Annotated in this window: 22 protein-coding genes and 1 pseudogene; 15 read left to right on the top strand and 8 right to left on the bottom strand. The window is 41.2% G+C overall.

What is annotated here, in order from left to right; translation table 11 throughout:
* Positions 1 to 87 precede the first annotated feature (87 nt).
* On the top strand, positions 88 to 612 hold the full coding sequence (locus AC6H44_RS04945; protein WP_500737829.1) for a CIA30 family protein: 525 nt from the start codon (positions 88 to 90) through the stop codon (positions 610 to 612).
* Positions 613 to 820: 208 nt separating this feature from the next.
* Here AC6H44_RS04945 and bamJ read toward each other — a convergent pair whose 3' ends face one another.
* The 3 genes from bamJ to AC6H44_RS04930 all read right to left on the bottom strand — a co-directional run bounded on the left by bamJ (position 821) and on the right by AC6H44_RS04930 (position 4,258).
* On the bottom strand, positions 821 to 1,297 hold the full coding sequence (bamJ, locus tag AC6H44_RS04940; protein WP_500737828.1) for a BamJ family beta-barrel-assembly machinery protein: 477 nt from the start codon (positions 1,295 to 1,297) through the stop codon (positions 821 to 823).
* Complete coding sequence (locus tag AC6H44_RS04935; RefSeq protein WP_500737827.1) at positions 1,294 to 3,720, bottom strand: Lon protease family protein; 2,427 nt, start codon at positions 3,718 to 3,720, stop codon at positions 1,294 to 1,296. Before AC6H44_RS04935 ends, bamJ begins: the two co-directional genes overlap by 4 nt.
* A gap of 79 nt (positions 3,721 to 3,799) precedes the next feature.
* Positions 3,800 to 4,258 carry a zinc ribbon-containing protein gene (locus AC6H44_RS04930; protein WP_500737826.1) on the bottom strand — a complete coding sequence of 153 codons (459 nt, stop codon included), beginning with the start codon at positions 4,256 to 4,258 and terminating at the stop codon, positions 3,800 to 3,802.
* Between the two features lie 266 nt (positions 4,259 to 4,524).
* Between AC6H44_RS04930 and leuS the strand changes: the two genes are divergently transcribed.
* From leuS to AC6H44_RS04860, 14 genes are all read left to right on the top strand, one after another.
* On the top strand, positions 4,525 to 7,113 hold the full coding sequence (gene leuS / locus AC6H44_RS04925; protein ID WP_500737825.1) for a leucine--tRNA ligase: 2,589 nt from the start codon (positions 4,525 to 4,527) through the stop codon (positions 7,111 to 7,113).
* Position 7,114: 1 nt separating this feature from the next.
* Positions 7,115 to 7,606: an LPS-assembly lipoprotein LptE gene (locus AC6H44_RS04920; RefSeq protein ID WP_500737824.1), complete on the top strand. Its 492-nt coding sequence runs from the start codon at positions 7,115 to 7,117 to the stop codon at positions 7,604 to 7,606.
* A complete protein-coding gene (holA, locus tag AC6H44_RS04915; protein ID WP_500737823.1) occupies positions 7,606 to 8,646 on the top strand; it encodes a DNA polymerase III subunit delta in 1,041 nt (346 codons plus the stop codon). Before AC6H44_RS04920 ends, holA begins: the two co-directional genes overlap by 1 nt.
* A 325-nt stretch (positions 8,647 to 8,971) precedes the next feature.
* Positions 8,972 to 9,601 carry a nicotinate-nucleotide adenylyltransferase gene (gene nadD, locus AC6H44_RS04910; RefSeq protein WP_500737822.1) on the top strand — a complete coding sequence of 210 codons (630 nt, stop codon included), beginning with the start codon at positions 8,972 to 8,974 and terminating at the stop codon, positions 9,599 to 9,601.
* Between the two features lie 62 nt (positions 9,602 to 9,663).
* Positions 9,664 to 9,981, top strand: coding sequence for a ribosome silencing factor (gene rsfS, locus AC6H44_RS04905; RefSeq protein WP_500737821.1), 318 nt, complete (start codon positions 9,664 to 9,666; stop codon positions 9,979 to 9,981).
* 37 nt (positions 9,982 to 10,018) lie between these two features.
* The gene (rlmH, locus tag AC6H44_RS04900; RefSeq protein ID WP_500737820.1) at positions 10,019 to 10,489 is read left to right on the top strand and encodes a 23S rRNA (pseudouridine(1915)-N(3))-methyltransferase RlmH; all 471 of its coding nucleotides are present in this window, start codon (positions 10,019 to 10,021) and stop codon (positions 10,487 to 10,489) included.
* A 9-nt stretch (positions 10,490 to 10,498) separates the two neighbouring features.
* On the top strand, positions 10,499 to 12,379 hold the full coding sequence (gene mrdA, locus AC6H44_RS04895; RefSeq protein WP_500737819.1) for a penicillin-binding protein 2: 1,881 nt from the start codon (positions 10,499 to 10,501) through the stop codon (positions 12,377 to 12,379).
* Positions 12,376 to 13,482, top strand: a complete 1,107-nt coding sequence (gene rodA / locus AC6H44_RS04890; RefSeq protein WP_500737818.1) for a rod shape-determining protein RodA — start codon at positions 12,376 to 12,378, stop codon at positions 13,480 to 13,482. The genes mrdA and rodA overlap by 4 nt, the downstream gene beginning before the upstream one ends.
* Complete coding sequence (locus tag AC6H44_RS04885) at positions 13,482 to 14,243, top strand: septal ring lytic transglycosylase RlpA family protein (RefSeq protein ID WP_500737817.1); 762 nt, start codon at positions 13,482 to 13,484, stop codon at positions 14,241 to 14,243. The genes rodA and AC6H44_RS04885 overlap by 1 nt, the downstream gene beginning before the upstream one ends.
* Positions 14,244 to 14,335: 92 nt before the next feature.
* Positions 14,336 to 15,496: a serine hydrolase gene (locus tag AC6H44_RS04880; protein WP_500738378.1), complete on the top strand. Its 1,161-nt coding sequence runs from the start codon at positions 14,336 to 14,338 to the stop codon at positions 15,494 to 15,496.
* Between the two features lie 211 nt (positions 15,497 to 15,707).
* Positions 15,708 to 15,986 carry a DUF493 family protein YbeD gene (gene ybeD, locus AC6H44_RS04875; RefSeq protein WP_500737816.1) on the top strand — a complete coding sequence of 93 codons (279 nt, stop codon included), beginning with the start codon at positions 15,708 to 15,710 and terminating at the stop codon, positions 15,984 to 15,986.
* Between the two features lie 19 nt (positions 15,987 to 16,005).
* The gene (gene lipB, locus AC6H44_RS04870; protein ID WP_500737815.1) at positions 16,006 to 16,659 is read left to right on the top strand and encodes a lipoyl(octanoyl) transferase LipB; all 654 of its coding nucleotides are present in this window, start codon (positions 16,006 to 16,008) and stop codon (positions 16,657 to 16,659) included.
* Positions 16,656 to 17,621, top strand: a complete 966-nt coding sequence (gene lipA, locus AC6H44_RS04865; RefSeq protein ID WP_500737814.1) for a lipoyl synthase — start codon at positions 16,656 to 16,658, stop codon at positions 17,619 to 17,621. The genes lipB and lipA overlap by 4 nt, the downstream gene beginning before the upstream one ends.
* A 138-nt stretch (positions 17,622 to 17,759) precedes the next feature.
* On the top strand, positions 17,760 to 17,999 hold the full coding sequence (locus tag AC6H44_RS04860; RefSeq protein ID WP_500737813.1) for an RNA recognition motif domain-containing protein: 240 nt from the start codon (positions 17,760 to 17,762) through the stop codon (positions 17,997 to 17,999).
* A gap of 79 nt (positions 18,000 to 18,078) precedes the next feature.
* Here AC6H44_RS04860 and AC6H44_RS04855 read toward each other — a convergent pair.
* The 5 genes and pseudogenes from AC6H44_RS04855 to AC6H44_RS04835 all read right to left on the bottom strand — a co-directional run.
* A pseudogene (locus AC6H44_RS04855) lies at positions 18,079 to 18,279 on the bottom strand (aminoglycoside phosphotransferase family protein); the annotation flags it as partial.
* Positions 18,254 to 18,382 (bottom strand): hypothetical protein, encoded by a 129-nt coding sequence (locus AC6H44_RS04850; RefSeq protein WP_500737812.1) that lies wholly within the window; start codon positions 18,380 to 18,382, stop codon positions 18,254 to 18,256. The gene AC6H44_RS04850 and the pseudogene AC6H44_RS04855, both read right to left, overlap by 26 nt.
* Positions 18,383 to 18,397: 15 nt before the next feature.
* A complete protein-coding gene (locus AC6H44_RS04845; protein ID WP_500737811.1) occupies positions 18,398 to 18,847 on the bottom strand; it encodes a flavodoxin in 450 nt (149 codons plus the stop codon).
* Positions 18,848 to 19,612, bottom strand: a complete 765-nt coding sequence (gene truC, locus AC6H44_RS04840) for a tRNA pseudouridine(65) synthase TruC (protein ID WP_500737810.1) — start codon at positions 19,610 to 19,612, stop codon at positions 18,848 to 18,850.
* Entirely contained in the window at positions 19,605 to 19,925 is a 321-nt protein-coding gene (locus tag AC6H44_RS04835; protein ID WP_500737809.1) for a YqcC family protein, read from the bottom strand. Before AC6H44_RS04835 ends, truC begins: the two co-directional genes overlap by 8 nt.
* Positions 19,926 to 20,007 lie beyond the last annotated feature (82 nt).

Below are 20,007 nucleotides of genomic sequence, written 5' to 3'. Positions count from 1 at the left end.
GCCTTTTATGTTCTCATTAAAATAATTAAGTGAACAATTATTACATCAAAACGTATTATTGTTAATAAAGGTTTTTAAGGATTGCTCATGACCAATAAACAACTCTCATCACTATTTGCTTTTAACTTACTATTTGCCACTACCGAAGCAAACGCCAATGCTCGCTGGTATGTGGTCAATGATTCGGTAATGGGTGGCATTTCTAATAGTCAGGTTTTGTATGAAAACGACAATTTAGTGTTTACAGGCAATGTATCCCTTGCAAACAATGGCGGGTTTGCCTCCATTAGAACCCAGCTTGATATGCAAAGCCAAAATGTTGAAAAAATTATACTGCGGGTTAAAGGCGATGGTCAAACCTATCAATTACGTTTAAGAACCGATGAGTACATGGATGGTGCCGCTTATAACCACTCGTTTAGTACCACAAAGAATGAGTGGCTTGATGTTGAGTTTTCACCTGAGGATTTTCAGCTTACTTATCGCGGCCGTTTTCTTGAACAACAACCGACAATTAACTTTAAAGATATAAAACAACTTGGGTTTATGATTGCAGGTAAACAGGCGGGAGACTTTAGGCTTAAGGTAGAAAAGATTGAGTTTAAAAACTAACGTCTTTGCGTGCAATATAATGTTAAACGGTGAAGTCGTCGCCTTGCCTTTTCATTTCGTTGACTTCATTATTTTTTCCCTAAAATAAATTTGTGTCTATTTTAGGTATCGGCTAAAAATTTAAATTCTTGAGTAGGATTGGCTAATAAGAGCAAATAAAAAGCCCTACTTGATTAAAGTAAAGCTTAAAGTATTTTTTACTTTAACATTACGATTCAATAGCCAGTAATTCCACCTCAAAAATAAGCAATGACGCAGGAGGAATACTCCCTACCCGCTTTTCACCATAGGCAAGTTGATGCGGTATATAAAACTGCAATTTATCGCCCGGGCTCATTAGTTGTAACCCTTCGGTCCAGCCTTTAATAACTTGGTGTAAGTCAAAGCTAATGGGGGTTTTACGCTCTACTGAGCTGTCAAATACAGTGCCATCGGTTAAGGTGCCATGATAATGCACTTTCACTTTACTCGTTGGGCCAGGTGTATCGTCGCCCTCTCCTTTATGGATCACCTTGTATTGTAAGCCAGACGCAGTTTCATGCACGCCTTCTACCTTTGCATTGGCAGTTAGATAATCACTTTCAATTTGCGCGTTTGCGATTGCTTGTTGCTTGGCTTTTTTACTGTTTTTAAAAATTAAAACGCAAAAAATGGCAATTATAATCAGTAAGAGAATATTAATCATAACTCTCCTTTTTCATCTTCTGAGTCGTCTTTATCATCGCTGTTATCGCCATTAACGATATCAGCAATGTCTTTTAATCGTGTTAGTGCAATACCGTTAACGGAATCCTCAGGGTACTGCTCGTCAATTATATCACCTGCTTCAATATCCATTAATAAGTTCAGCGCTTGGTCAACGGTTTCCACTGCATAAATATTAAATTTACCTAACTCAACGGCATTAAGTATTTCATCATCAAGGACTAAGTTAACTTGGTTAGATTTTGGAATAATAACGCCTTGCTCACCGGTTAAACCGCGCATTTTACATAACTTAAAAAAGCCTTCTATTTTTTCATTTACGCCACCAATCGCCTGCACATCACCATGCTGGTTGATTGAGCCTGTTAGGGCAATAGATTGGCTGATTGGTAAACTGGTAATCGCCGATATTAACGCGCACAGTTCAGCTAATGAGGCGCTATCACCGTCTATGTAGCCATAGCTTTGTTCAATAGCAATGTTAGCACTGAGCGTTAAGCTAAAATGCTGTGCGTATTTATTACCTAAATAACCGGTTAGCAGCATCACCCCTTTTGAGTGAATTGCTTTACCCAGCTCGGCTTCACGCTCAACATCTATTACGCCATCAGCACCCGCATACACAGTGGCGGTAATACGAGCAGGCGTACCAAACGAGGTATCACCAATATGCAGTACCGTTAAGCCATTTACTTTACCTACGGCTTGGCCTTCGGTTGCTATTAAAGTATGCCCTTCTTTTATATCGCTGAGCATATTTTCACTAATTTGGCCGGTGCGGTATTGCTTACCTTCAATCGCTTCGTCAATATGGCGAGCATCAATAACCGTAAGCTTATCTTGCTTGGCGTAATAACTTGCTTCAGCCACCAGCTCTAACACATCAGCAAAACGCGCTGAAAGCTTATTGTGGTGCTCAGCTTGGCGATAACTAAATTTAAGTAATCGCACCATAGCGGATTCGTTTAATGTGCACTTTAATGTTTGCTGACAATAATCACTGACTTTGGTAATAAACTGATATTGCAGTTTATCGCTACTTGGTAAGTAATAGTCAAAATCGGCAAGTACCCTAAATAGCTCCGCAAACTCCTCATCATATTCACCTATGGTGTAATAAAGCTCACGCGAGCCAAGTAAAATAATTTTTACATCAAGTGGAATTAACTGCGGACGAAGCGTAAAGCTACTACCTACAACACTGTCTTGATAGGGTAAATCATTTTTAATTTGATGCGTTTTTAGCGATAGCTTTAACCCATCCCACACTTGGGGTTGAGCCATTACTTTTTCAGCGTCCATAATTAAATAGCCGCCATTCGCGCGATGCAGCGCCCCAGGTTGAATTGAGCGATAACTAGTGATTAATGAGCCTTGCGATGTGGCGTATTCAATTTTGCCAAAAATGTTACCAAAAGTCGGATTGGGTTCATAAACAACAGGGGCGGCATCACCTTCTTTATATTCAACCAAAATATTAGGCGCAAAAAAATCGGTTAACATGCCTTTACGGTCAAAGTCTTCTTTGTTTTCTTCGCTTTCACCCTCATCATCAAGCCATTCAAGAACAGCATCGATAATTTCTACCCGTATATCTTTTAAATAACGCAGCACACCTATGTGGCTGGCATATTTATGCTCTAAATCTTTTAATAATGGTTTAGTGGCTTGCTCAGCGGTAGACTTTTTAAGGTTACGGAGTTTTTCTTTCGACTCGCGTTTCCAACGTGGCAGCTCAATAAGGGCTTCAATGAGGGCATCTTCTAATTTTTCTATACGCTGAAAAAACATCTCGCGTAAATCATCTTCCAAATCAGAAAATTCATTATCGGTAAGTTGTTTACCATCAATAAGCGGAGCAAAGCCCACCACGCCTTTTTCTTCAATTAATGCCACACTTTGCTCAAGTGCGGCTATTTCGACGGCGGTAATTGCGCTGTCATAAGCATCATTAAAATCACGATCTATTGATTTTTTCTTACGCTGATAAGCAGGGTTATCAAATGCGGCAGGGAAAGTATCGAGCACTTCATCAATAAACGAATCTATGTCATCGGCTAATTGTTTGCTTTGCCCCGCATGCATAAATAACGCAATGGGCTCGCGATGGTCATCGTAGTTATTAACATACAACCACTCATACGGCGTCGCGCGCGCTTTAGCATGTTGTTTTAATTTATCTTTTACTAGGGTAAAACGCCCATGTGCCGCTTCTCCCATTACATAAACGTTATAACCGGGTAACTCCATTCCAAGTGAAAAATCTAACGCACTTTGCGCACGCTGTTGGCCTATAAAAGTGAGTTGCTCAGGATATGGGTTACTCATGCAGGTATTTACATAGCTCGAAGAAATACTCGGTGCAAGATTTGATACAGGTAGTGGCAGCAATTTTTTCGTCATTCTAACTTCTTTTTTTACCAGCATATTCGCCAGGTTTTGGACATATTGAGTGGCCAAATAAGCCACTCAATATTCATATTTAAGGTTGCAAAGCCTTACGGCTAAAATAGATGCCATCACATTGGGTGCAAGGAATAATTTGCGTCGCGTGGTAAACATCATAACTATGGTTGCAATTCTTACATACTAATGTGCCCATGGCTATCCATTCACCCGCGTGATAAACACCATTATGTTTAAAATCTTCACTTAACGACTGCCATTCAAGCTGCGTTTTATCTTCAATATGAGAAAGCTCAAACCACAATGACTCCTTAAGCTCTTGCCATGCAAGCGAATTATAGTAGCTGTTATTCTCTTGCACATGTTCAATATCACGCATGAGGTAATTACGATAAAGGTAATATTTTTCTTCACCTAAATCTTTAAGTGCCTGCTCAGATTCAATAAATCGCTGTATTGCTGCTTTTACTTCGTGCTCATTTACGTCTTTTAGCCAATCAGTTAAATCATTTAGCCATGTTCTGTAATCTGCCATTTTTTTACTCCTTAAAACTAGTAAAGTGAATCGCATTGTATGCTGCAACTGGTTATTTATCTCAAACAACATCCCACAGGTATTATTTAGCTTAAACCTCTCGTCGTTATGTGTAAACTCACTGTAAAAAATTAATGTGCCCCAAGTTAAAGTTAATTTACTCGTAAATTTACAAAAAAGCGCGGCTTTGGCGCTGTGAATAGCGCTTTATTTGGGGTATCCTATCGACAATTTTTTATTAGTATGCAAGAAGTTTGGAAACGTAAATGCAAGAGCAATATAACCCACAAGACATAGAGTCAAAAGTCCAACGCTACTGGGAAGAAAACCAAGTATTTAAAGCCACAGAAGATGAGAGCAAAGAAAAATACTACTGTCTCTCAATGTTTCCTTATCCAAGTGGTCGACTGCATATGGGTCATGTGCGTAACTATACGATTGGTGATGTGGTTTCACGTTTTCAACGCTTGCAAGGCAAAAACGTAATGCAACCTATGGGGTGGGATGCGTTTGGCTTACCTGCAGAAAATGCGGCTATTAAAAATAAAACAGCCCCTGCAAAATGGACTTATGAGAATATTGACTACATGCGTAACCAGCTTAAGCAATTAGGTTTTGGCTACGATTGGGACCGCGAAATTGCGACTTGCCACCCAGAATATTACAAATGGGAACAATGGTTTTTCACTAAGCTTTACGAAAAAGGCTTAGTGTACAAAAAAATGTCTACCGTTAACTGGGATCCCGTTGATCAAACCGTATTGGCAAACGAACAAGTCATTGATGGTCGCGGTTGGCGCTCAGGTGCAGTCGTAGAACAAAAAGAAATTCCACAATGGTTCATTAAAATTACTGACTACGCACAAGAGTTATTAGACGATTTAGACAAACTAGAAGACTGGCCTGACCAAGTTAAAACCATGCAGCGTAATTGGATTGGTCGCTCTGAAGGGCTAGACATCGAATTTACACGCACCGACAATAACGAAAAATTTAGCGTTTACACTACCCGTCCGGATACCTTTATGGGCGTAACTTACTTAGCCGTCGCTGGTGGCCACCCTATTGCACAAGAAGCGGCTAAAAACAGCGACGCAATTGCAATGTTTGTTGACGAGTGTAAAAACACCAAAGTTGCCGAAGCAGACATGGCAACCATGGAGAAAAAAGGCATTGCAACGGGACTTTACGCCACTCACCCATTAACAGGTGAGCAAATCCCTATCTGGGTCGCTAACTTTGTACTCATGCATTATGGCTCAGGTGCGGTAATGGCAGTACCTGCACACGACCAACGTGACTTTGAATTTGCCACCGCATACGGCCTCGACATTAAACAGGTAATTACACCCAGTGCAGGCTCTGAACTTGAAGTAAACCTTAACGAAGAAGCATTTACCGAAAAAGGTGTATTGGTTAACTCAGCTGAGTTTGATGGCCTTGATTTTGAAAACGCTTTTAATGCCATTGCCGATAAACTAGAAACACTCGGTGTCGGTAAGCGCAAAGTAAACTTTCGTCTGCGTGACTGGGGGGTTAGCCGCCAGCGGTATTGGGGCTCACCAATTCCAATGTTAAGCGATGAAAATGGTAACGAACTTGCGGCTACACAAGACATGCTACCTGTGCGCTTACCTGAAGATGTAGTAATGAATGGTGTAACATCGCCAATTAAAGCCGACCCGCAGTGGGCTAAAACCACTGTAAACGGCGCGCCTGCGTTTCATGAAACCGATACTTTTGATACCTTTATGGAATCATCTTGGTACTACGCTCGTTACTGTAGCCCACGCCATGACAAGGGTATGTTAGACCCAGCTGCTGCCAACTATTGGTTGCCAGTAAACCAATACATTGGTGGAATTGAGCACGCTATACTGCATTTATTGTACTCGCGCTTTTTCCATAAATTATTACGTGACTTTGGTTTAGTTAACTCAGATGAGCCTTTCGAACGCTTACTTTGCCAAGGTATGGTGCTGGCTGAAACGTTTTATCGTAAAGATGAAAAAGGCGGCGATGTATGGATTTCGCCAAGTGATGTAAACACCGAAACCGACGATAAAGGCCGTGTGACTAAAGCGTGGCACAAAAAAGACGGTGAGCCCGTATTTTCATCAGGCATGAGCAAAATGTCTAAGTCGAAAAATAACGGCATAGACCCACAAGAAGTTATTGCCCAATACGGTGCAGATACCGTGCGTTTATTTATGATGTTTACTGCACCACCAGAACAAACGCTTGAATGGTCAGACTCAGGCGTTGAAGGTGCACACCGCTTTTTAAAACGTGTGTGGAAATACGCAGTAGATGTTAAAACGGTAGGCTTTCAAGCACTTGATAAACCAGCGCTTACAAACCCGCAAAAAGTACTTCGTCGTGAATTACACAAAGCCATCGCAAAAGTAACGGATGATTTAGAACGTCGTCAAACATTTAATACTGCGATTGCCGCGATTATGGAGCTGTCTAATAAGTTATTAAAAGCGCCGTTAAACGATAAACAAGACGTAGCAATTGCAAATGAAGCGCTTGAAGCATTAATCATTATGTTGGCACCCATTACGCCGCATTTATCGCATCAGTTATGGCAAGAGCTAGGTAAAGAAGGCGATATTTTAGATGCTGTATGGCCTAAAGTTGATGAGTCTGCCCTTGTTGAAGATGAAAAACTAATCATCGTCCAAGTAAACGGCAAGCTGCGCGCTAAACTAACAGTGCCGGCTGATGCAACACAAGCGCAAGTTGAAGCCTTGGCATTTGCCGAGTCTAACGTGACGAAATTCACTGATGGTGCAACCATTCGTAAAATTATTTACGTACCCGGTAAGCTTCTTAACGTGGTAGCTAATTAATATGGCTGCTTTAAAAGCCATTAAAAACGGACTAGCCTTAGTGCTAGTCTGTTTTTTATTATCAAGTTGTGGTTTTCATCTCAAAAAAGCATCTAATTTACCCGATGATTTAAAGCAACTAACGCTTGTGGGCGATGATGAAAAATCAGCATTGTTTAGTTATTTGAAAGCAGAGCTGACAATGAGCGATGTCACTTTAGTACCTGCCAGTAAACAATCTGCACAACTTTATTTATTTAAAGAGCAACTAGAGCGCCAAACGTTATCATTGTTCCAAAACGGGCAAGTGGCTGAGTATGAATTGGCATACAGTGTAAGTTTTGTTGTAAAACGAGCAAAACAACAAGCCATTGAAAAACGCTTTGAGTTATACCGTAATTATAAAGACGACCCTGACAACGCCCTCGCTAAAGCGAAAGAGCTTGAGTTATTAATCAGCGAAATTCGCCAACAAGCGAGTCGTCGTATTGTTAGAGAGTTGTCGCAACTGTAATGCGCTGTTATGCAAATCAGTTACCGAGCGAATTAAAAAAAGGTTTAAAACCTTTTTACTTAGTTTTTGGTGATGAACCTTTCCAAGAAGCACACTGTGTGCAGCTCATCCGAGACACGGCAAAAACACAAGGTTTTGATGAAGTTATCAAATTCACTTTAGCTCAAGGCTTTGATTGGCAAGAAATAATAGCGCAATACCAAAGTATGTCATTGTTTAGTGCACGCACTATCATTGAGCTTGATTTAAACCAGCAAAAACCGGGGATACCCGGCGCAAGCACGTTTAAAAAAATAGTAGAGCTTGAAAACCCTGACACCATTTTGATTGTTAAAGGCGCTAAAGCTAGCCAAGACGTGCAACGGGGCGCATGGTTTAAAGCGCTCGATAAACAGGGCTTGTTTGTGCCTTGCTACCCGCTTAGCGGAAATCACTTAAAACGTTGGCTTGATGAGCAATGCCAACGCTTATCATTAAATATTCAAAACGAGGCTAAACTCAGTTTAATTAATGCCACTGAGGGTAACTTACTTGCGTGTCATCAAGAGCTCGAAAAGCTGTCACTAATACACGGTAATGCACTCATCACTCAACAGTTAGTGATGCAAGGGCTATTAAACCAAGCTAAATTCGATATTTTTGATTTAAGTGATGCGCTATTAAACGGCCATGCCACCCAAGCTATAAAGGTACTTAATAAACTTGCCAGTGATAACACTGAAGTGGTGAGTATTTTATGGGCCATCAATAAAGAGCTTAATACTTTATTGAGTGTGCAACAGGGATTATTGCAAGGTGAGTCATTAGCAACCTTATTTAAACAAAAAGCGATTTGGAAAAACCAACAAGCCCTCATGCAAACAGCTATAAATAGGCTAAACATTCACACTCTTGAAAATATAAGCAGCGAACTGGCACTGTTTGATGCAAGCTACAAACAAGGTACATTGATTGCGCCCTACCAAGCATTGGCACATATTTGTATTAAGTTTTGCCAACCGCTGGATATGCCATTGCCTTGTTATACTAGGGTCTGTTGACCTTTCAAGGTTAAATTTGCAGCAGTCTGTTTGGTATTTAGGCAAGGCAGAGCCTATGTAGTGTGGTTATTCCCCATAAATAGGCGATAACGCAGCATCAATGCCAAACAGGTGCTGCCCTTCGGGTTCTGCCTAGGGGCGATTTACTCTTTGTTGCCTACATGGATGTAGGTAAGGGGCGTGAGCAGGACGCGGAAGCTTTGCTCGGTTTTTACTTAGCCCACTAGGTTACAAACCTCGCGCCGCGATTAAACCGCCCCTAGTTTGAACAAATTGTAATCCGCAAAGGTCAACAGACCCTCGTCGCTAGTAAAGGAACATTACCATGATTGCTATTTTTGGTGGTACTTTTGACCCCGTTCATTTAGGGCATATCAATATGGCGCAGCAATGCGTGGCTAAATTTCAATTAAGCACACTGTATTTTATGCCTTGTGCATTGCCTGCACATAAAGCGGCACCCGGAATAAGTACTGAGCATCGTATTGAAATGCTAAAGGCCGCGATCGCACCTTATGCACAATTCAAACTTGATTTACGTGAGTTAGAGCGCAGTGGGCCGTCGTATTCGTTATTAAGTTTGCAAGAACTAAGAGCTGAACACCCCAATACTCCTATTTTATTTTTAATTGGCATGGACTCGTTCAATAATCTTGATAAATGGTACCAATGGCAAACAATAACTAACCTTTGTCATCTTGTAGTGTATCAACGCCCTGGCCAAATCTGTGATACACAGGGTGAACTTAAATGCTATCAACATAAAGCGGTAATCACTGATATTACCTTGCTGCAAAAAACAAGTGCCGGACATCTTTACTTTTTAGAGGGAGAGCAGCTGGATGCCGCATCAAGCGAGATCCGTCAAACCCTTAAAAAAAGCACAAAAAAAAATGAACTATTACCCGACGCCGTAAGTCACTATATAAAGCAACATCGGCTTTATCAAGAGTGATTGGTATAACTTCCTGAGCGTGTTAAAATAAACGCTATTAAATTTTAAATTGAGACAAAACCTTGGATTCGAAACAACTACTCGCCTTTGCACTAGACAAAATTGATGATATGAAAGCACGTGATGTGATTCAACTTGACGTTACAGGTAGCTCAGACGTAACCGATTATATGATTGTATGTTCGGGCACATCCAGACGTCATGTACTGTCAATTGCTGATAATTTAGCAAAAGAAGCTCGTCATGCGGGTGAAGAGCCATTAGGTTATGAAGGCCAAAGCGACGGCGAATGGGCACTCGTTGATTTAGGTGATGTGATTGTTCACGTTATGCAAAATGAAGCACGTAGCTATTACGATCTCGAAAAGCTGTGGGGCTAATTGCTGCCTGTGTTAGACACCGCTTGGAAGTAACATAGTGAAAATACAAATGATTGCTGTTGGTACAAAAATGCCAGCATGGGTAGAAACAGGGTTTACAGAGTATCAACGCCGCTTTCCCAAAGATATGGCATTGGAGCTGATTGAGATCCCTGCCGGTAAACGTGGAAAAAACGCCGACATTAAGCGTATTTTGCACCTTGAGGGTGAAAAAACCTTAGCTGCCATACCCAAAGGTAATTGTATCGTTACATTAGAAGTAACAGGTAAAGCACTGGATACTCATCAACTAGCGAAAAACATGGAAAAGTGGCAATTAGATGGTCGCGATGTCAGTTTACTGATTGGTGGACCTGAAGGCTTGGCCCCAGAGTGTATTGCAGCCTCTGAGCAAAAGTGGTCGTTATCTAACTTAACACTCCCTCATCCTTTAGTTAGAATTATTGTTGCTGAAAGCCTTTACAGAGGCTGGAGCTTAAATAACAACCACCCTTATCATCGCGAGTAATTGCTTGCCATGTTAAAACGAAGACCCACTATTCGCGACCACTCAGCAGAAGCTAATTTATTTGCTCGGCGTGCGTTTGTGGGTTTTATTTTTATATTAGCGCTTGTAGCACTACTACTCTCTAATTTGTACACCATTCAAGTTGACGATCACCAAGACTATCAAACGCGCTCTAATGACAACCGAATCAAAGTAATTCCTATTGCTCCTAATCGCGGGTTAATTTATGACCGCAATGGCGTTTTGCTGGCTGAAAATAAACCGGTTTATAACCTTGAAGTGATCCCCGAAGAGGTAGATAATTTAACCGCCTCTCTAAAGTCAGTGAGTGAAATCATTGAAATAAGCGAACAACAACAAGCTGATTTTCTCGAAGATATAAAATACACTCGCCGCTTTAAAAGCCAAGTTCTCAAAGCGCGTTTAAATGAAAACGAAGTCGCTGTATTTTCAGTAAACCAACATAAATTCCCAGGCTTTAGTATAGAAGCGCGACTAGCAAGATATTACCCCTTTGGTGATACGTTAACCCATGCTTTAGGGTATGTTGCAAAGCTCAATAGAAAAGAATTAAATAGACTAGAGCAACAAGATGAAGCCACTAATTACAGAGCTACCCACGACATTGGTAAACTAGGTCTCGAAAAGTACTATGAGCCACTTTTGCACGGTCAAGTGGGCTCACAACGCGTTGAAGTTAACAACCGTGGGCGCATTATTCGCACTTTAAGTATGGATGCGCCACAACCAGGTAACGATTTAGTACTCACGCTCGATATAGGGTTACAACAAATAGCGCAACATGCACTTAAAGATATGCGCGGCGCTATTGTGGTTATGGATGCTAAAGATGGCGGCGTACTGGCTCTATATTCAAACCCAAGTTACGATCCTAACCTATTTGTACACGGTATCAGCAGCAAAGATTACAAAGCGCTGCTTAATCCAGACAGACCGCTTATAAACCGAACCACGCAAGGGCGCTACGCACCCGCTTCGACTATTAAGCCACATATGGCAATTTTGGCATTAGAAGAAGATATAATTCAAGAGCACACGACTATGTGGGATCCTGGTTTTTTTCAAATACCGAATGTTGAACACAGGTGGCGAGATTGGAAGCGTTGGGGTCATGGCCATGTTGACGTTTACAAAGCAATTGAAGAGTCATGCGATACTTATTTTTACGACGCTGCTTATCGTATGGGAATAACAAAAATCAGCAATTTTATGGCGCGTTTTGGCTTTGGCGAACTCTCTGGTATTGATATTCATGAAGAAACAACCGCTATTTTACCTTCCAAAGAATGGAAAGAGCGCCGTTTTAAAGAATCATGGTGGCGTGGCGACACTATTTCTGTTGGCATTGGCCAAGGTTATTGGACGGCTACCCCGATTCAAATTGCTAATGCCACCAATATTTTAGTCAATAGAGGGATTAATCATCCCCCTCACTTAGTACAAGTTGTTAAAAAAGAAGATCAAATTATTCAGCTTAACAATGAGAAAAAGTCGCCAGTTGTACTTAATAATGATGATAATTGGCGAATCGCTATTGATGCTATGCATAACACGGTAAAAAAAGAAACGGGCACTGCCCATCGTGCTTTTAAAGGGGCTACCTACGATCCCGCCGGAAAAACCGGAACCGCCCAAGTGGTAAGCATTGCGCAAGGGGAACGTTATGATGCGGATGCACTTAAAGAGCGTCAACGTGATAATGCTATTTATATAGGCTTTGCCCCGTTTAATAATCCACAAATTGTTGTCTCTATTGTGGTAGAAAATACCGGTGGAGGAAGCACAGTAGGCGCGCCTATTGCGCGTCAGTTAATGGATTATTACTTTGCAGCTAACCCAATTCAACCGTCAGGGAGTAAAGTGCCATGATTGCTTTACATACTAAACCATCTATATGGCTAAGACTTCATATTGACTTACCCCTTTTTATTGCCTTGTTACTAATGATGGCTGGTAGCATCGCCATAGTATATAGCGCTTCAGGTCAAGATTCGGACATGCTGATCCGTCATATAACAAGAATGGCCGGAGCAGTTATTGGCATGTTTGTGCTTGCTCAAATACCGCCTGCCACTCTAAAGCGTTTAGTCATTCCAATGTATTGCTTAGGTTTATTAATGCTCGTTGGGGTACTGCTATTTGGTGTAAGTTCTAAAGGTGCACAGCGCTGGTTAGACCTAGGGATTACACGTTTTCAACCCTCAGAGCTGATGAAATTAGCAGTGCCTATGATGATTGCTTGGTATATTGGTCGTCAACATTTACCACCGCGAGTGCTACATTTAATCATTGGCTTTGCCATTGTTATGCTCCCTACTTTACTAATTAAAGAACAACCTGATTTAGGTACATCCATTTTAATTGCAAGCTCAGGTGTTTTTGTCCTGTTTTTATCTGGCCTCAGTTGGCGCTTAATTGGTTTTTTTAGTGCGGTTGTGGCGCTTGCCGCGTGGCCATTTTGGCACTATGGTATGCACGACTATCAAAAGCAACGAGTACTGACATTTTTAGACCCTGAGAGTGACCCGCTTGGCTCTGGGTATCATATTATTCAATCAAAAATAGCCATCGGTTCGGGGGGAATTGAAGGCAAAGGTTGGCTGCAAGGTACACAATCACAATTAGAGTTTTTACCTGAGCGTCATACCGATTTTATTTTTTCAGTGCTCAGTGAAGAATTTGGTTTATTTGGAGTGTGTGTTTTACTGAGCCTGTATTTATTTATTATAGGCCGCGGACTTTACATTGCAGTGAATGCGCAAGATGCATTTGGCAAGTTATTAGCGGGCTCCCTTACACTGACATTTTTTGTTTATATTTTTGTTAATATTGGCATGGTATCGGGTTTATTACCCGTTGTCGGCGTACCGCTCCCCTTAATAAGTTATGGCGGTACTTCTATGGTCACGCTGATGGCTGCATTTGGGATTATTATGTCCATAGCCACAGATAAAAGGATGCTGTTGAAATAATGCGTTTTTATAAAAACTATATAGTTATCATTCTCGCTAGCCTATTTATAAGTGCGTGCAGCAGCCCAAATAGCCGTTATAGTATGCGCCATGACTCGGCACCACTGCGCGCACCTACCGCACTTGAAATGCAAGACGCTATTGTAACCCAAGCAATAAAAAGTGCCAGCACCACTCGCCCTTATGAAGTCCTTGGAAAACGTTACACTCCAATGCTCGATGAAACCGGCTACACAGAAACCGGGATTGCTTCATGGTATGGAAGAAAATTTCATGGTTATCACACATCCAATGGCGAAATTTACGACATGTTTGCTATGACTGCCGCCCACAAAACCTTGCCTTTACCGAGCTTTGTGCGCGTAACAAATATAGCAAATGGTCAATCGGTTATTGTGCGTGTAAATGATCGTGGACCATTTCACGATGATAGAATTATTGATCTTTCCTATGCTGCAGCCTACAAACTTGGCTACCATAAATACGGTACAGCTCAGGTTAAGCTCGAAGCAATTACGCTAACAGATACTCATGCACAAAAAACCTACGTTCAGGTTGCTGCGAGCAGTACCTTAGCTAATATAGAAGCATTAGCACATAAACTGCGAGAGCAGTATAAATTACCCACAAATATCGTTGCAAAAAATGCTATTTATAGATTGCACTTAGGGCCAATAAAAGATGCCCAACATGCACAACATGTATTAGAAACATTAAAACAAAATCAATTTCAAAACGCGTTTTTGCTTTACACTCAGTAAGACAAATACCCCAACGACACTCGCATCTCGGGGTGGTTTGGGTATAGAATGTGTAGAGCATAATTTTTTAACTTTAACCATTAATGAGTATGATGAAATCTATTAAACATAAAATTCTCACCGGTATTTGCGGCTTAGTCTGTTCTGCCGCCGTATTTTCAGCCACCGCCCAAATTATTCCTGCTCCTCCTCAAGTGAATGCGAAGGGTTACTTTTTAGTCGACTTCACCACGGGTAAAGTCATTGCTCAAGGCGAGGCAGATACTAAATTAGCCCCCGCTAGCTTAACTAAAATGATGACTAGTTATGTGATCGGCACCGAAATTAAATCAGGCAATATAGCCCCTACTGACATGGTCACTGTGAGTGAAAAAGCATGGGCAAAAAACTTCCCTGAATCATCTAAAATGTTTATAGAGGTCGGCAAGCAAATAAGTGTGGATCAGCTAAATCATGGCATTATTATTCAATCGGGCAATGATGCCTGCGTTGCAATGGCAGAGCATATCGCTGGCAGTGAAAGCGCTTTTACTGATTTAATGAACGCACATGCAAAAAAATTAGGGATGGAAAATTCCCATTTTGCAAACAGCCACGGGCTAGATAGTAAAGAGCAGTTTACCACCCCGCGTGATATGGCCACACTTGGCATAGCGCTTATTCGTGATGTGCCTGATGAGTATGCACTTTACGCACAAAAATCATATACATTTAATGGCATTAAACAGTACAACCGCAATTCATTATTATGGGATGAAAGCTTAGACGTTGATGGCATTAAAACAGGCCATACCTCTGAGGCAGGTTACAGCTTAGTAACCTCAGCAACAAAAAACGACATGCGTTTGATTGCTGTTGTTATGGGAACCAGCAGCGAACGCGCTCGTAAAGTTGAAAGTAAAAAACTACTTAACTATGGCTTTCGTTTTTTTGAAACAATTACACCTTACAAGGCAGGCGACAGCTTTGCACAGCAACGTATTTGGATGGGCAATAAAGAAAATGTATCTTTAGGTATTTTAGAAGATACACCGATCACCATTCCTCGTGGCCAGCAAAAAAATCTTAAAGCCAACTTTAAGCTAGACAATACACTTGAAGCACCTTTAGCAAAAGGCACTAAAGTAGGTACTCTTTTTTTACAGCTTGAAGGTGAAGATATTGCTCAATATCCGCTAGTTACACTTGAAGAAATTGAAGAAGGTAGTTTCTTTAGCAAAATATATGACTACCTACGCTTACAAATAATGTAAGCGTAAATTAAGCAAGACAACGCCTCCTTCATGAGGCGTTTTTTTTACTTGAAAAGTGTTAGAATACGCCCCATATAGTTAATCCAATCGTATTGAATAGCCATTAATGAGCATTGCCATAAATACTATTATTTCGAGATTGCCATTAGCCTGTCAGTTTAAAGCTTAACGTATAGGTTAAGCCAACACTTTTGTTTGAGGAGTTCCCGTCGTGGTTGAACCTGTTAAAAACACTAAATTTGATGAGTATTTAGAGTACCCTTGCCCGTTTACATTTAAAATAATGGGCTTAGCAAATGTAAACTTAACTGATCAAATTTTAGAAAAGTTACAACCTATTGCCCCGGGTGATTATGCGCCAAAAATAAAACCAAGCAGTAAAGGTAACTATGAGTCTGTAACGCTAGTAGCGACTGTAACAAGCGGCAAACACATTGAAGAAATTTACAACGTGATCAGCAATATCGATGACGTACGCCATATGCTTTAAGCCATAGTTGAGATTTGTTGTGAGCGAAAACACCTTAATTGTACGCCAACTTGGGCGCCAACGTTACAAGCCAATCTGGCAAAAAATGCAAGACTTTACCGATACCCGCGATGAACACAGCGCGGATGAAATTTGGCTAGTAGAGCACGAAAGTGTATTTACTCAAGGCCAAGCAGGCAAAGATGAGCATTTATTATCGCCAGGCGACATTGAAGTAATTAAGGTTGACCGTGGTGGGCAAGTAACTTACCACGGCCCTGGGCAACAAATGATGTATGTATTATTTAATCTGCGCCGTTTAAAAATTGGGGTACGGGAGCTTGTCACCTGGCTTGAGGAATGTATTATTGAATCCCTTGCTGAGTACGATATTAACGCATACGCAAAAGCCGATGCCCCTGGTGTTTACGTTAACAACAGCAAAATTGCCTCGTTAGGCCTTAGAGTTCGTCGTGGCTGCTCATTTCATGGCTTAGCACTAAATGTCAACATGGATCTGAGTCCATTTTTACGCATTAATCCTTGTGGTTATGCGGGCATGAATATGGTGCAAACTAAAGAATTAAATGGCCCTCAAGACCTTGAAGCTGCAGGCCAAGGGCTGGTAAAACAGATGATCAAAAAGCTTAATGCAACACAGGTTAAGCATACTGAAGGGTTTGAAAACGAATGAATAAACCAGTCAAAATGGAACCAGGTGTAAAACTACGCGACGCAGAAAAAATGGCGTTGATCCCCGTTAAAGTTTTGCCAACAGAAAAAACCGAAATGCTCCGTAAGCCTGAATGGCTCAAAATTCGCTTACCTAAATCAACTGAGCGTATCGACGGTATTAAACAAGCCATGCGTGAACACGGCCTGCATTCAGTGTGTGAAGAGGCGTCGTGCCCAAACCTATCTGAGTGTTTTAACCACGGTACAGCCACCTTTATGATTTTAGGCGCTATTTGTACACGTCGCTGCCCGTTTTGTGATGTTGCCCATGGTCGCCCATTAAAGCCTGATGCGGCAGAGCCTGAAAAGCTGGCACTGACCATAAAAGACATGAAATTAAGCTACGTAGTGATCACCTCAGTAGACCGTGATGATTTACGTGACGGCGGTGCCCAGCACTTTGCTGATTGTATTCGTGAAATTCGCAAACATAACCCAGAAATCACCATTGAAATTTTAGTGCCTGATTTTCGTGGCCGTATGGATAAAGCACTCGAAATTTTAATTGCAACACCGCCTGACGTATTCAACCACAACCTTGAAACCGCACCGCGTTTATACAAGCTTGCGCGTCCAGGTGCTGACTACAAATGGTCGCTTGAATTACTGCGTCGCTTTAAAGAAGCGCACCCAGAGGTTAAAACTAAATCTGGGTTAATGGTTGGCCTTGGTGAAGAGATCAGTGAAATCGAAGCAGTGTTACGTGATTTACGTGCGCACAACGTCGACATGCTAACCGTTGGCCAATACCTACAGCCTTCTAAGCATCACTTACCCGTAAAACGCTACGTGCCACCAGCTGAGTTTGATGGCTTAAAAGCCTATGCAGATGAAATTGGCTTTACCCATGCAGCCTCTGGCCCGTTTGTTCGTTCAAGCTACCACGCTGATCAACAAGCCGCCGGTAAAGAAGTAAAATAAACTCCCCCTACAGAATAAAAACCGTCGTAAGACGGTTTTTTGTTTTTAAACAATTATTTTTACTGTTTATAAAATAACGTTAGGTTAAAGCAAGGTTACTTGAGATAATTATGCTTGAACCCCTTATTTAGGTTATATATGAAATTATTAGTTCGTAACTTATCACGTGCCACTACCGAGCATGAACTTCGTACTTTATTTACAGCGCACGGTAAAGTGACCACTTGTAACTTAGTACTTGATAAAGAAACTGGCGAGTCTAAAGGCTTTGCATTTGTAGAGATGCCCAACGACATTGAAGTTAAAAGCGCGATAAAAGCGCTTAATCAAACGACCCTCAACAAAAGCAAAATTCGCGTAAAATTAGCGGATGTTTAATAAGTAACAATTGAGCATGTTGAGATTTGTATTGCGCAACGTTTAGCGTTAACACTTTGGGCAATACAATAAATTGGCATTATATCTCAGTTAACATCGCTTTTAATACCAGCTGCTTGCTTACTATATCCCTGTACAACGCAAACTGGTTTTTAGCGCGATCTAGGTTGTGTGTATCATATTTAGTTGCAAAATAATTATCGCCATCAAGCTAATCAGTTAAAAACCGTAAACCAATCATAAACGGCATCACTTTAGCACCTAGCCAAAAGCTTTGTTTTATTCACAAGCTCTGATTTAATTACTGCTATTTGTTTATTACCACCAAGGCGACTCCCTAAGCCACCGGCAAGCACAACCAAGCTCAGTTTATGTTTTTTCATTTAGAGTCTGCGCATTTAACAGGGTAACTTAGCAAGCCAAGTTTGTAACCAAGGCTCAGTAACCGGCCAAGGCTCAAAGTCTTCACAAGCATCAATTTCCAGTCGATTACCAACAGGTTTAGCTTGTAAATCGCGTAGTAATTCATCAAAGCTTCGCCCTGCACCACAAAACGTATCGCCGTAGCTTCTATCGCCCATGGCTACAATACCAAATGGCTTATCTGTTAACATAGGAAAAGTATTGTTTAGTTGATTATAAAGTGCTGCTAAATTACTCGGTACATCACCTTTTCCTGTTGTAGAGGTAACAATTAAAATATGTGACGCATTTTTTATATCATCTAAAGTAGGTTGCTCGAATACACTAACCTGATGACCAGCTTGCTCTAGCGTGTCGCTAACTTGCTCACTTAATCGCTCTGCACCGCCATACACGCTGCCTACAAACATACTAATATGTGCCATTTAATAATCCTTTTCCTGCTCTGGCCAACCAAGCTGTTTGCAAATGTTTAGCATTGCATCGCCTAGAGGCGCTTTAATCATTATGGGTTTATTACTGTAAGGATGCACAAAACGAAGTTCTGTGGCAAATAACATCAGTCGGCGAAGCGAAAAATGCTCTCTAAAAAACTGATTATGCTGATTATCGCCATGATTTACATCACCAATAATCGGCAAAGATAAGTGCTTTAAATGCCGGCGTATTTGATGTTTGCGCCCCGTTTTAGGAAAACACTCAACCAACGAATAACGAACCGTTGGGTATTTGCCTATTGGAATAGGTAATGTAGCTTGATGCAAACAATTAAATTGCGTTTGTGCTTGTTGCGCCGCTTTATCTTGATCTGCAAACTTATCGGCTATTTTATCAAGCTCTTCTTTTAATGGCCTATCAAGAAAAACCGATTCAGGCGCAAACCCGCGTACCAAGGCTAAATAACGCTTAGTAATAGTGCCTTCAATAAATAATTGATTCATATCACGCGCCGCCTCTGAGCTTAATGCAAACAGTAATACACCCGATGTCGGCCTATCAAGACGGTGCACGGGAAACACATGTTGCCCTATTTGATCACGCAGCATTTGCATTGCAAATTGGGTTTCGTGCTTATCTAAAAATGAGCGATGAACGAGTAGCCCAGAGGGTTTATCTATGGCTATGTAATTGTCATCTTGATAAAGAATCGACAGTTCGCCATATTCAATAGGCTCTGGGCGCTCACTCATCAGGCGCTCCTAAGTATGAATCTAATTGGCTCAGCAAAGCGATAATGTCTTCGCTGCCTGATTTACCAATGAGTGTCATTTGCGCAATAGGTGCAATTGCAACATTGCATGGTAACGGCTGCTTGTTGTCAATTAATTGCTGTAACTTTTCAATAAATACAAACTGTAACCATTGCTCAAATGCCAGCGTATCGTGACAAAACGGTACGCTAGAATCTAATAAATCGGGATTAAGCGGCTCAATCTGCCACAGTTGATGCTTTTTAAGTAGCGCCGTTAATTGCTGTAAATATGTGTGGGTTTGCTTAACCATAATCACCCTTTTATCGTTGTATAATGCAATTATACCCTGTTCCCACAACACTCGCTATGGCGTATAATTAGGGTAATTTTGT

This window comes from Pseudoalteromonas sp. TAP-3C, assembly GCF_059888565.1.
This window is presented reverse-complemented; position numbering and strand designations above follow the sequence as displayed.

Coding starts and splice junctions, on each gene's coding strand:
- AC6H44_RS04945 (WP_500737829.1), top strand. CDS start 88: ATGACCAATAAACAACTCTCATCACTATTTGCTTTTAACTTACTATTT.
- bamJ (WP_500737828.1), bottom strand. CDS start 1,297: ATGATTAATATTCTCTTACTGATTATAATTGCCATTTTTTGCGTTTTA.
- AC6H44_RS04935 (WP_500737827.1), bottom strand. CDS start 3,720: ATGACGAAAAAATTGCTGCCACTACCTGTATCAAATCTTGCACCGAGT.
- AC6H44_RS04930 (WP_500737826.1), bottom strand. CDS start 4,258: ATGGCAGATTACAGAACATGGCTAAATGATTTAACTGATTGGCTAAAA.
- leuS (WP_500737825.1), top strand. CDS start 4,525: ATGCAAGAGCAATATAACCCACAAGACATAGAGTCAAAAGTCCAACGC.
- AC6H44_RS04920 (WP_500737824.1), top strand. CDS start 7,115: ATGGCTGCTTTAAAAGCCATTAAAAACGGACTAGCCTTAGTGCTAGTC.
- holA (WP_500737823.1), top strand. CDS start 7,606: ATGCGCTGTTATGCAAATCAGTTACCGAGCGAATTAAAAAAAGGTTTA.
- nadD (WP_500737822.1), top strand. CDS start 8,972: ATGATTGCTATTTTTGGTGGTACTTTTGACCCCGTTCATTTAGGGCAT.
- mrdA (WP_500737819.1), top strand. CDS start 10,499: ATGTTAAAACGAAGACCCACTATTCGCGACCACTCAGCAGAAGCTAAT.
- rodA (WP_500737818.1), top strand. CDS start 12,376: ATGATTGCTTTACATACTAAACCATCTATATGGCTAAGACTTCATATT.
- AC6H44_RS04885 (WP_500737817.1), top strand. CDS start 13,482: ATGCGTTTTTATAAAAACTATATAGTTATCATTCTCGCTAGCCTATTT.
- AC6H44_RS04880 (WP_500738378.1), top strand. CDS start 14,336: ATGAAATCTATTAAACATAAAATTCTCACCGGTATTTGCGGCTTAGTC.
- lipA (WP_500737814.1), top strand. CDS start 16,656: ATGAATAAACCAGTCAAAATGGAACCAGGTGTAAAACTACGCGACGCA.
- AC6H44_RS04860 (WP_500737813.1), top strand. CDS start 17,760: ATGAAATTATTAGTTCGTAACTTATCACGTGCCACTACCGAGCATGAA.
- AC6H44_RS04850 (WP_500737812.1), bottom strand. CDS start 18,382: ATGAAAAAACATAAACTGAGCTTGGTTGTGCTTGCCGGTGGCTTAGGG.
- AC6H44_RS04845 (WP_500737811.1), bottom strand. CDS start 18,847: ATGGCACATATTAGTATGTTTGTAGGCAGCGTGTATGGCGGTGCAGAG.
- truC (WP_500737810.1), bottom strand. CDS start 19,612: ATGAGTGAGCGCCCAGAGCCTATTGAATATGGCGAACTGTCGATTCTT.
- AC6H44_RS04835 (WP_500737809.1), bottom strand. CDS start 19,925: ATGGTTAAGCAAACCCACACATATTTACAGCAATTAACGGCGCTACTT.